General features: G+C 46.0%; 9 protein-coding genes. 7 read left to right on the top strand and 2 right to left on the bottom strand.

Going from position 1 to position 12,091, the window contains the following annotated elements; genetic code table 11:
• Positions 1 to 354, bottom strand: a 354-nt coding sequence (locus AKL11_RS09525; RefSeq protein ID WP_157673508.1) for a helix-turn-helix domain-containing protein, incomplete at its 3' end; no start/stop codon positions are given.
• 242 nt (positions 355 to 596) lie between these two features.
• Here AKL11_RS09525 and AKL11_RS09520 point away from each other — a divergent pair.
• The 3 genes from AKL11_RS09520 (at position 597) to AKL11_RS09505 (ending at position 7,025) form a co-directional block, all read left to right on the top strand.
• Complete coding sequence (locus AKL11_RS09520; protein WP_067516772.1) at positions 597 to 1,142, top strand: hypothetical protein; 546 nt, start codon at positions 597 to 599, stop codon at positions 1,140 to 1,142.
• Between the two features lie 130 nt (positions 1,143 to 1,272).
• Positions 1,273 to 2,553, top strand: coding sequence for an IS4 family transposase (locus AKL11_RS09515; RefSeq protein WP_366556854.1), 1,281 nt, complete (start codon positions 1,273 to 1,275; stop codon positions 2,551 to 2,553).
• A 554-nt stretch (positions 2,554 to 3,107) separates the two neighbouring features.
• Entirely contained in the window at positions 3,108 to 7,025 is a 3,918-nt protein-coding gene (locus AKL11_RS09505) for a PP2C family serine/threonine-protein phosphatase (RefSeq protein ID WP_067516765.1), read from the top strand.
• Positions 7,026 to 7,054: 29 nt separating this feature from the next.
• On the opposite strand, the gene AKL11_RS09500 is transcribed toward AKL11_RS09505, so the two are convergent.
• A complete protein-coding gene (locus AKL11_RS09500; protein WP_067516763.1) occupies positions 7,055 to 7,735 on the bottom strand; it encodes a TetR/AcrR family transcriptional regulator in 681 nt (226 codons plus the stop codon).
• Positions 7,736 to 7,849: 114 nt separating this feature from the next.
• Here AKL11_RS09500 and AKL11_RS09495 point away from each other — a divergent pair, with 114 nt between their 5' ends.
• The 4 genes from AKL11_RS09495 (at position 7,850) to AKL11_RS09480 (ending at position 12,061) form a co-directional block, all read left to right on the top strand.
• A complete protein-coding gene (locus AKL11_RS09495; RefSeq protein ID WP_067516761.1) occupies positions 7,850 to 9,307 on the top strand; it encodes a coniferyl aldehyde dehydrogenase in 1,458 nt (485 codons plus the stop codon).
• Positions 9,308 to 9,582: 275 nt separating this feature from the next.
• Positions 9,583 to 11,052, top strand: a complete 1,470-nt coding sequence (locus AKL11_RS09490) for a hypothetical protein (RefSeq protein WP_067516758.1) — start codon at positions 9,583 to 9,585, stop codon at positions 11,050 to 11,052.
• Between the two features lie 232 nt (positions 11,053 to 11,284).
• On the top strand, positions 11,285 to 11,767 hold the full coding sequence (coaD, locus tag AKL11_RS09485) for a pantetheine-phosphate adenylyltransferase (protein WP_067516756.1): 483 nt from the start codon (positions 11,285 to 11,287) through the stop codon (positions 11,765 to 11,767).
• Between the two features lie 45 nt (positions 11,768 to 11,812).
• The gene (locus tag AKL11_RS09480; RefSeq protein WP_067516754.1) at positions 11,813 to 12,061 is read left to right on the top strand and encodes a YfhL family 4Fe-4S dicluster ferredoxin; all 249 of its coding nucleotides are present in this window, start codon (positions 11,813 to 11,815) and stop codon (positions 12,059 to 12,061) included.
• Positions 12,062 to 12,091 lie beyond the last annotated feature (30 nt).

The raw sequence follows: 12,091 nt of genomic DNA, 5'->3' as shown, positions 1-12,091 counted from the left end.
GCCAGCGGCTTCAGCCATAGAGCGAGTGCTCCAGTGAGTAGCATTATCCGGCTTTGTTTGAGTGGTCAAACGAACGATTTCCGTAGCATTAATCTGTTTGTTACGACCACCACGAGGAAGGTCTTTCTCTATTCYCCGAAAACCTTCAGCTACATAACGAACTCGCCAACGGCTTACTTGTCCCCGTTCGATATTTAATGCTTCCGCAATTTCAAGATTGGTTTTTCCATCTGCAGCCAAAAGAATAATTTTAGAACGACGGGCAATGCGTACAGAGCTTTTATTTGACGACGATAGACGTTTTAGTAGTTTTTGTTCCTGTTCACTCAGGCTTATCTTGGCTGCGACTCTCATAGATAGTATCCGTCCTTAGATGCTCTTACCTATAATGGCACAGCGAGATTATTTATGTTGTATTAAATGCAGCTCACTACACTAGCAATAAGCCAGTACCAAAAGAAAGGTCAGGCAAAAACAATAAGCACGTTATACAACACATTGAAACTGCCAATATACTGCCGACACCAGATAGTTTAGAAGACTCTCCTCGAACCACAGATGTAAAAAAAAGGCGCGTTGCACAAAGAAGAGACAAGTTGAGTGAAACCCATGATGTAAACGTGCCAATCCCACGCTCGAAGGCCGTCCTGAAAACTGAAGTGAATAAACTTATTAACGATGTCAAACATAGCAAAAGCCTGACAGTTGCAATAAAGCTTCTCGATGAAGCAGAGCCTGACGTAATAGAGGCTTTATCACAGGAGAAAAAATTCCCTTCATTTGCCCAAGCCGCCCTGAATCGTCGAGTATTGTCTGAACGGCTTCAGCAGGCAATTTCTGACGAGGTATCAGGTTTATTTCGAATCAATGGATTAATGGATCAGATCAAACTTGCAGTGAAAAACTTCAGTAAAAAGCCCTTGCCAGTTAAATTGCTTGCTGACCCACTTTCCTGTGCGCACCTTTTTAAAGAGATCTTGAAACAAGAGCCTCCACTTCCATTTGCTGCCTTTAGCGAGTCGTTAACTTCAAAACACGAAAACACCCTCGAAGAAGAGTTGCTGGAAGCTATCAATCAACTAACAGAAGACCGTGCAGATAACTTGAAGATTGGACTTTCAGTAATAAGGCAAGCTTCTTAGGGTAGACATTAAGCTTGAGGCAGCACATTCTCAGGGCAGAACTCATCTTGAACAGCCACAATAAAGTATCGAAACCATCATCAAGGCTGAACAAGATGAGTACTGCAAATAGTAGATTAGTTGAAAAAAACTGCTGACCTGTTTCAATCAGTCTGAAGCTGTCGACATGGCTGAGCAACTTGGCTTCACTATACGACAGCGGAACATTCACCCGCTGGACTTTATCTTGTCTCTCATTGCCGTCCTTGGTGGTGATGGTAACTCAGATACCCAGGCTGACTTGCACCGTAAATTCAACGAATTAACAGGCCTGAAAGTATCCTATCGTTCCTGGGCGAATCAGGCTAAAAAGGATGCCTTACCTGCCCTGATTCTGTGGCTATGGGTGCAGTGTCTGGAAATATTTTCCCGCAAAGTCATGGCATTTGACGACAGCAGCCCATTTGCAGAATTCGAGCACATCCTTATTCAGGATGGTTCCTCTCAGGCGGTTTATGATGCACTGAAGGATGCATTTCCCGGACGGTTCTCAAAGGTGAGTCCTGCAGCAGTCGAGCTTCATACGACCATGGATCTTCTCAACGATAATCTGGTACGAGTGCAGCTCACGGAAGATACCCGCTCAGAAAGAGCCTGCCTGCCACCGTTGCCGACATCAATGGCCTACATGCTGATGCTCATGGATGCCGGTTACTTTGAGATGGAGCTCTTTGCCGCGATTGATGATCGTGAGGGTTCATTTATCTGCAAAGCACCGCAAGGAATAAATCCAGTAATACTCAGCGCCGTGAGAGAGGATGGAAAGAATCTGAATCGTTACAAGGGGAAGAAGTTGAAAGATGTTCGGTCTGGTTTCCCCAAAGATCAGTGTATTGATCTTGACGTGGAATGGCCGGATTTCAAAGGCTGGACATTCCGTTTGGTTGTCCGCTGGAATGACCAGAAACAAAAGTGGGTTTTCATCATAACTAACCTGGATCGAGTGGAATTCACACTGAGTGAAGTGCTTCAGGCCTACCGCCTCCGGTGGCAAATAGAGCTTATCTTTAAAGAGATAAAGTCTTACTCAGGCTGGCACCGTTTTAACACCAAATCTGCAACGCTGGTGTTTAGCCTCATTCTGATGTCCTTTGTGGTTGTAACCTTGAAAAGATACCTCGCTCATGCTGCCCAAGCGAACCTTTATGAAACGGGAGGCATTGAAGAAATCTCGACGCACAAGGTAATGAAAAGTGGCACACACCTCTTTGGTAACGTGGTCTCAGCTCTGATGAATCATGGAAAATCACTGGTGTCGTGTATTAAAAAACTGCTCTCCTTCTGGGAGCAGAATGCAAAACGTGAACACCCTGCACGGGATGGTTGTACAGGGCGTACAAGGCTAGGACTGTGTTCATTGGGTGGTGCTTAATGTCTACCCTAAGAGGCAAGCTTATAACCAAGCTCCAGAAAAAGGATCAGACAATCTTGCTGAGAACCCTGTGATCTCTAAACATGCCCTTCTCGACTCTTTTACAGAAAATGTATTCTCCTTCCCCGTACAGCCCGAGCCCGATATACAACTTTCCCTAAAGCAGCATACTGATGGGGCGTCCTTGTTAAAAGACATAGTGGCACTGGAGCTGGATTTATAAATTCTGAAAATACTTAACTGACCAATCCAGATACATTGAACTCAGGTCAGACTGAGTTTGACGCTGGCATCGATACCGGTGAAGCTTACTATAAGGCTGATCGTATCTGCTGATACACCCTGCCTAAAAGGCTGGTTACCCAAGGTAACCAGCTTCCCCTAAAGCTCCGCTCTTGCTAATCAGCACATTCATCAGAACCGGTTTAGTTTCCTTTCAAAAAAGAGCTTTCAGACAGGCTTCTGCCAATAAAACAACAATTCCCTGCAGCTTCCGATTCCTCTGGCGATTTACAGTAATAAGCAACACTTTAATCATTAGAGGTTACCCAGGCATGCCTACCCCCCAAGGCCCACAACGTCCACCAGCTCCGAGTCCAGAAGCTTTCACGACCCCGAAAGCTGGCAATTCAGGAGATAAGAACAGCGCCGAAGTTCAGAAGCGAATTCCAGCTGCGCCAATGGCATCTCGCCCTCAGCAGACATCTTTAAGTTCGCGCACCGTTTCACCATCACCCACGGTCTATCACGATTACCTGACAACCACAAAAAACACACTTGAACAGCAAAACCTGCTGGCACAATCACTCAATACTCTCAATGACCTCTCTCAGGGTAAACCTTGTGAAGAGGGCGACTTTGTTCTCACCTATACCGATAACCTGGGTGTTGAGCACCAGATATTCCCACCCACTGAGTTAATGCAGCAGTACATGAAGAAAACCTCTGACGATGTTCGTAGCAAACTTCAGAAAGCCATTGCCCCTTTTGTCGCCACCAATTTTGATAAAAAGACAGAAGAAATAGATCAGCAAATGCAGCTTTTGGATACAGAGCTCATGAACACCGAGGCTCGCCTTCAAAATATAGGAAAGTCATTTACTCCCTATAAGTCCCCCACTGCTTTTATCATTGAGAACGTACCTCTGGAAATTCCAAAAGTTCAATCATTCAGCAACTACCAACCAGCCGCATCCAATGCCCCCAAATCGCCTAAGAGCAAACCAGAAGCAGGGAAGTTCCTGTTCAAGCAAACCATTCCAGCTTCACAAACGCATGATCCCGAGAATGAATGGCCAGAACCACCGCCCCCCATTTTCACACAAATTCCTTACCAACAGGGTAAAGATAATCTCCGGTTGGTATTGCCTCCAGAACACAGACCCCAAAACAGAAAAGTCTTTAATTTCACAGGTGAAAACCCAGAAGAAGCGATAGAAATTGGCTTAAAATCGGTCACTAATGAAGAAATTGAAGAGCTCGAGTACCGAGTAATTCTGAAACCAGACAGCATCCAAACCAAGCTGAAACAAGAGAGAGCCATCGCCAAGTTACAAGGACAGCAAGGCTCTCAAGAAGATAAAGACTTCTTGACTCAAAATGAATTTCAGGCTCATTTTGAAGATGTAGAAGCGAGCAAAGGTGTTATCAATGTGGACAACGGTGTCGTCGAATTCTGGAAAAAGACTACCCAGATTCACTACGAGACAGCAGCAAACTCATCAGGATCTGGCATCGCTTCGGCTCAGGGCCTGCGAGGGACTATGGAAGACGCTCACATGGCCAGGCAGTTTTCCATCACCATTCAAGGTCAGGAAATCCCCATCAATATTACCGCAGTTTTTGATGGCCATGGCGGAGATGAGTGGGCTCAGTATGCTCAAAAGCATATTGTTAACCATTTACAACGCCGCCTACACCAGTTTAATGAGTACGGCCTTAACGACACCGGCATATGGAATGCTCTGAAAATTGCCTTTGTGGACTTGGATCGGGAAATGCTTGATGACTACCCAGAAGGTTCAGGAACTACCGCCAACGTAGCACTCAACATTGGGGGAGACCTATGGGTCGCAAACCTTGGTGACTCGCGATCAATATTGGTGGACGCCAACGGCAATACTGAACAGATCAGTGAAGATGCAAAGCCCAACGATGAGCGATACCATGCAACCATCAAAAAAAGAGGCGGCGTGGTTCCACCGAGCTGGCGTGGTATCCCCAGAGTAAACGGCATTCTGGCTGTCGCTCGTTCACTCGGTGATAACACTACGAATATGGCTCCGCTCAATCCATACACCGGACAACCGATACTGGCTGATGACCCAGAAGCAGGCTCTGGGTCCATCAGTGCACGTCCTAAAGTCACAAAAATTCCAGCCAATGAGTTAAAAGGGAAAGTTCTAATCCAAACTTGTGATGGTATTCCTGATGTCGCCAGCTCCCATGAAATTGGCAATGCAGTTATACAAGATTTAAAAGCCGGAAACACATCAACGGTCGCAGCAGCAAAACTGGTAGCAAGAGCCTTCGAAGCCGGCTCTAGAGACAATCTTTCAGCCATAGTTACAATGCTGGATCCACAGCTCCCTCTGGGTAATATGCACGAAGACTTTCAGCAGGTCAGTGACCCAGAAACCCGCGAATGGCTTAAGTTTTACGAAACCACCAACACTAAAATATCAGGACTACAGTGGACTCTGAACGAAATATGGGCAATGAGTAACGAGGAGCTGGAAGGACGTGAACGCATAATCTTACCGTTTATGTTTCCCAGTACTGCAAGCCACGAAGCGCCAATAATCTCCGGCGAGATGTTCAATGCCATCAACGATTCACCCCGGATACAAAACAACATTAATCACTCTATCCAACGAATGCTATCGCTTTGGGGGATTCAGTTAAATAGTAATGATACTGTTACAGTAGCGCTGACTGAGGAAGAAAAAACAGAGATCTCAGAGTGGCGAAAAGAACACGAGTTGCTGAGCAGCGGAAAAGTCGTGTTGGTTGAACGCCCAAAAGCCTGTGCTGGCCGATGGATTTGTGGCGATAAAAACGCAGCAACCGATCAAATATCCAGATTCCTTCAATCGCTGGTCAAAATAGGTCGTCAAAAACTGGCTCAGGATATCGTTAATACCATGCAAGAGGGGCGGGCAAGCTTTGGTTACCCACCCATTCAACAATGGGGAGAAGATATTAATAATACCCGCCCTTCTCCAATACCTGTCGCATCTTTTGTACCACCACATTATGTCCCTCCTGTAAAAGGCAAAGACGCTAAACCGCTCGGTACCCTTGAAGAGAAGAGAGCCGCTCACAACAAAATTCAAAAAGTGCTGAACAAAGAGTTAGCTGTAGACGATATTAATCTAGACGATGAAGTGGAAAGGGACGTCATTAAAGAGCGTCTTATATTGATATCTGGATTGGGAACCCTGCTTTCTAACAAAGCCATTAATGATGATCACTTGCGAAGAGCAACAACTGAGCTGTCAGAAAACCTAAAAAAGGCATTTACACCTAAAACTGAAGCTTATTTTAATCACATGCAGCGGAGGGAGGTTGTTCAAAATCGCCGGGCTGAGTTGAAGGAATCTATTTTGGAGCAAACCGAGCAAATAGAACAGCGAAGCAAACAGTGTGAAAACATCTTCAATCTCTTGTTAAACAAAGACCCATCAGGGAAAACTATCCGACAACTGACTCATGAATTAGGAGTAGTGCCCGGCAAGGCTCAACATATCGACAGCGGGCTTAAGCATATGTTTGAAAGAGCTGCTAAAAATAATGCACCACAAACAGAGAAGCCAACTCCAGACCCAAAACGCTTGCCTGAACCAGTCACTGCTCCCAGCCTTCAAACCGCCGCCATAGATGCGCCTGAAAATATAACGCCTCCTTTAATACCGGATGATCAAACCAACTGGAAAGGTTGCGTTATTCCGTTTCGTCTGGATTACAAAGGAAGAAGCGCTACAGATGCCGAACGGCAAGCACGGTGCATACTGGATGAAGCCCTCCGTCGGCTGGAGGATAAGAACATAACCGGTATTGGTATTACATACTCTGCTAATCATGAGCAGACAGAAACCATTTTAAGAACGTATAAAAAGGGTGACTGGCAAACCCGCACAAGTGGTGCACACCAGGCTGATGTGATGGCGACCATGGAAAGTCTTCAGGCCTCAGAAGCTAATTACCAGCCACTGAGAGGAAGACTCCGAATTGTGCCGATCTCAACCTGCCAACAAGCTGGAGGAGCCGAGGAAGTAACGGATCAACAATTCACAATGTGTATAGACAACGTTGAAGATCTGCTTAAGGATGGCTGGCAGATTTTAGGATGGCAGAATCAAGACTCGGTTCGCTCCCAAAGGCACCCATTTGCTATTGGCGGGGGAGTATCGACAGTTATGCCGCAGAGCCATAAAGATACAATTCAGAACCTCCTTATGCGACATGATTAGAGCTAACGGTTTAGAGAATCTTGGCTGAACTATTCAGCCTTAGTTTTACCTTCATATTTATTAGACGACAATGGAAAGAAATAACCGACCTCCATCGCTTTGAAAGAATCCAGTGCCTGCGAGGTGATAAAGCCCCGGTCTAAAATCAACACCTGATAAATCACCCGATCCAGCAATGCTCTGGGCGGTTCATTCTCGTCGCCTTTCAACACGCTATACACCAGCTCGTGCCAACTGGTAAGCACCATAAATGTGTTGAGTGCCAGTGCTTCCTGTTCGGCATCGGTTGCTTCCATTAACCCGGCGGCAATCAGCCCACGGAACACCTGCTGCACCATACCAATACACAGTCGTGCAAAATCCCGATAGAGGGTTTGTAACGTTTCACTTCGAGCTAATGCACCGTGTAAATCCCGGAAGATAAAACGGTACTGCCACATCGATGCCAATAACAGCTCCAGATACTCGCGCTTATCATCAAACGTGATGGCTCGGTTTTGTGGAAATACAATATTTGTCATCAATTCCTGCTGAAACTGCTCAAACAGGATCAGAATAATCGCGTCCTTATTGCGGAAGTGATAATAGAGATTTCCGGGAGAAATGCCGGCACTGCTGGCGATGTGGTTCGTGGTCACATGCCTTTCGCCTTCCTCATTAAAGAGGCGAAGCGCCGTTTTCAGAATATTATCTCGCGTTTTACCAGCCATTTTCAGAAGTGCCGAAATAAAGTTATTGACGATTTAGAGTAATTACTCTAAAAATAGCACAGACACCTTTTAGAATAAACGTTGATAAATGATAATGAAAAACAAGGAGAGCGTATGAGCGCCGTTGAACCCCTAACCACAGAGCACCGAATCGTGACTCAGCAAATCACCACATCCCTACAAGATGTTTTAAACGCCCAGAAGACTGCTTTTTTAAAAGATCCGAATCCTGATCACCAAGAACGCATTGCTCGATTAAAAGCATTGGAAAGCGCACTTCTGGACAATAAAGATGCTCTGCTGGCCGCACTGAATGAAGACTTTGCAGGCCGTTCCGCTAATGAGTCCTTACTGACGGAGTTTATGCCAAGCCTTGGTGGCATTCACTACACTCGCAAGCGATTGAAAAAGTGGATGAAACCCAGCCGCCGCTCCCTGAGCCTGCAACTTCAGCCTGCGTCTGCCAAAGTTATCTACCAGCCTTTAGGTGTCGTGGGTATTGTTGTGCCGTTTAACTACCCACTGTTTCTGGCTCTTGGTCCGCTGCTGACGGTGCTGGCCGCTGGCAACCGGGCAATGATCAAGATGTCGGAATTTACCCCCAAGACATCAGAACTGTTCGCCAAATTGATTGAGCAGACATTCCCATCGGATTTAGTGACCGTCATTTGCGGCGATGCTGACGTCGCCACAGAATTCAGCTCACTTCCCTTCGATCACCTGATCTTCACCGGCTCGACCAACGTGGGTCACCATGTGATGAAGGCGGCGTCTCAGCATCTGACACCAGTCACTCTGGAGCTGGGTGGTAAATCACCGGTGATTGTGGATAACGATTTCCCCCTCGCAGAAGCGGCAGAAAGAATCTGTTACTCGAAATCATTGAATGCCGGGCAAACCTGCGTCGCACCAGACTATATCCTGATAAAAAACGAGCAAAAGGCTGAGTTCATTGAGCAGTATTTAAAAGCCTTCCGAAGTATGTTCCCAACGGTGAATGGCAACGGTGATTACACGTCTATTATTAATCCTCGCCATCACCAGCGTTTGTTAAACCTGCTTGAAGACGCAAAAGCCCAGGGCGCCAAAGTGCACTCTGCCACTGATGAAGAGATTAACGACGGTAGCCGTCGAATTCCGATCCATCTTCTGGAAAACACGTCTGATAACATGGCTGTGATGCAGGAAGAAATTTTCGGCCCATTATTGCCAGTCATTGGTGTGGATAACCTGGACGAAGCCATTAGCTTTGTACAACAGAGACCACGACCATTGGCGCTTTACTACTTTGGCTCTGATTCCAAAAACCAGCAAAAAGTATTGGATCGAACCCACTCCGGTGGTGCCTGTATTAACGAGTGCATGCTCCACGTTGCCGTTGAAGATCTGCCATTTGGCGGTATCGGGCCTTCCGGAATGGGGCACTATCATGGCTACGAAGGGTTCCTGACGTTCTCGAAAGCCAAGGCCGTTTTGTCTAAAGGCAGAATTAACGGTGCGAAGATGATCTTCCCGCCCTATGGTGGGTGGTTACAATCTAAGCTGCTGGCATTCCTGTCCGGTGGTAAATAGCCAATAATCTGAAAAATTTTGAAATACAGTACTGAAAGGCTCCAAGACCCGAACTTGGAGCCTTTTTTATAGGCATGATTAATCGGAAACTAATGTAGAACAAAAGTGTCTATCATTCTGACATTCACAAATTATTGATCAAATCAAGGGTTAACATTTTTCGAGTAAATATGCCTGATGACTATTTAATCGAGAAAGGAAACAATCTGCGGCCAGTACTTTTGGGGGGTTCTCATATCCTTTAACAATCAATAACCAGAAATCAGAGGCTCACTATGCAAACTCAACCAGCTCAAGCCAACAGCGGCATCGACCCTATAGCTCAAAATCCTGCAAAGAACGATAAGCAGAACGTAGGCTGGCTTCGCTGGGGAGTATCTTTGGTCACTGACCCCATTTGCTACTTAGCTAAACATACCTGGACCGCGCTTAAATCCATCGCTACCTTTGCTGTATCTATAGTTAAGGCGCCTTTTTGCTACCTGAAAGCAGCTTTGAGCAATAAGCCTGATGTTCAAAAACCTGCTCAAGCCCAACACCAGCGCCCAAATCGCAACCCGCCTATTGTTCACGGTCATAACAGTACTCGTACCGCTGCTGCCCAAATTACTCCTAAACAAGCCGATCCCAAAACACAAACACAACAGTGGTTAAACTTCTATCAATCACCACGTCAGAATTACCCGGACACCCAATGGAGTCTAAACAAAATATTGCAGTTAGATGATCAGCAGCTAGCAACAACAAACGGTGCACTCCAGCTTTTAATGCCTATAGACACGCCATCAAAGTACAGCCCAACGGCTCCGCTCATGAATGACTCAATAGCCAAAGCGGTTATAGGGGCTGAGGCAGATAGCCAGATCCGAAAAAATATTGATAGGACGATCAACAGAGTCTTGAATTTTATGGGCTTGCAACGGCAAAATCCTCAGTGCGCAACGCTGAACCCTACCCATCAAGAGAAACACAATAAATGGAATGGATGCCAACCTAATTCAGAGAGCGAAAAACAAGTTTCCCGCTTTCTGAACTTTTTAATGGCCACGGGTCACCGGCAACTCGCCTGTTCTATTGAAGAAACTATGAATCCAATAAGAAAGCAGAATAATCATCCAGAATGTAAAATATGGACAGGCATTGTTTTACCCAATCAAGCCGTCAGTCAGCCTCAGCAGATTGCGCCTTCTCAAAAAGGGCTCAACGCTAATACGTTGCCCCCTGTGACACCCATTGTTCTGGATTTCAAAAAAGACAACAACAAAACTCAAGCTCAAAAGATCCTTCTTCAAGCTCAAACGTTATTGAAGAATAACCCTGACCTGCCAGGTGTTGCTGTCACGTACTCCGCTAACCATGAGCAAACCCTGAAAATTATTGACACCTACAATAAAGGAAATGGGTTTACCGGCACGAATGGATCCAACCAAGCGGCTGTGATGTGTGAAATGGAGAAATTACTGGGCACAGCCCAGTTTAAGCATCTCCTGGGAAAAATGCGCATAGCTCCGATCACAACAATGAAGCGCGATGGTTCACCTGCCAGTGATGAAGAATTCAAAACCAGCATAAAAAACATGGAGACGTTGACCCGTAATGGCTGGCACATACTAGGCTGGCAAAATCAGGATACTAAGATCAATACTGCCAAGCCATTTGCAATTGGAGGAGGAGTGTCAAAAGCAATGCCAGCTGACCATCAACGCCAAATTCAGAACCGCCTCAAACAACTTGCAAACATGTAATAACAGGACAGAGCTTTCGGGTAGTATTTGCTACCCGCCCCACAAAAAGCATACCTCTTCTGTCTCCCCAATTTGAACCCATTTGACTATTCCGATAACATGCGCTTTGTCATCAAGCCTGCCAGAATAGAAGACAGTGTTTCTGGTTTGGACAGACTGTTGTTATCTCACACTATCTCACAGCTGTTATTGCACAGCCTGTCGCTGATATATGGCCGGAGAGTCATTTTTAATGATTAAGGTAATCTACCCTGGAACGTTCGACCCCATCACTAAGGGTCACATGGACCTGGTTGAAAGAGCGGCCAAGCTGTTTGACACCATTGTTATTGCTGTCGCCGAAAGCCCTAAAAAACAGCCATTATTCGACCTGAAAACCCGGGTTGCGCTGGCTGAAGCGTCCACTGCCCACCTTCCTAATGTTGAGGTTACTGGCTTCAGTTCACTACTGGCTAATTTCGTTGCAGAACAGAATGCTCAGGTCATTCTTCGCGGTTTGCGCGCAGTTTCAGACTTCGAGTATGAATTTCAGATGGCAAATATGAATCGTGTTCTTGCCCCGAAAGTTGAAAGCCTGTTTCTGACACCCGCAGAGCAATACTCTTATATTTCTTCTACACTGGTGCGGGAAATTGCTTCTCTGGGTGGGGATATATCGAAATTTGTTCATCCCTGTGTTCAGAAAGCACTGACTGAAAAATTCAGCGGAAACTGAGATACTGCGGCTCTTTTAATTTTAAATAGCCAATAAAGGTCACTTATGGCTTTAATGATTACTGAAGACTGCATTAATTGCGATGTCTGCGAACCGGAATGTCCTAATAGTGCCATTTCACCTGGGGAAGAGATTTACGAAATCGACCCTTTACTCTGCACTGAGTGCGTAGGTCACTACGATGAGCCTCAGTGCCAGCAGGTCTGCCCTGTGGATTGCATTCCAAAGAATCCGGATTGCGAAGAAACTCAGGAAGAATTGATGGAGAAGTACGAGATTATCACTGCTGCCTGATACTAGTGGGTGTACCCTCTGGCTCCCATG

It is taken from the genome of Endozoicomonas ascidiicola (genome assembly GCF_001646945.1).
Lineage (GTDB): Bacteria > Pseudomonadota > Gammaproteobacteria > Pseudomonadales > Endozoicomonadaceae > Endozoicomonas > Endozoicomonas ascidiicola.
Note: the sequence above shows the minus strand (reverse complement) of the source record. Positions and strands in the feature narration are given on the sequence as shown.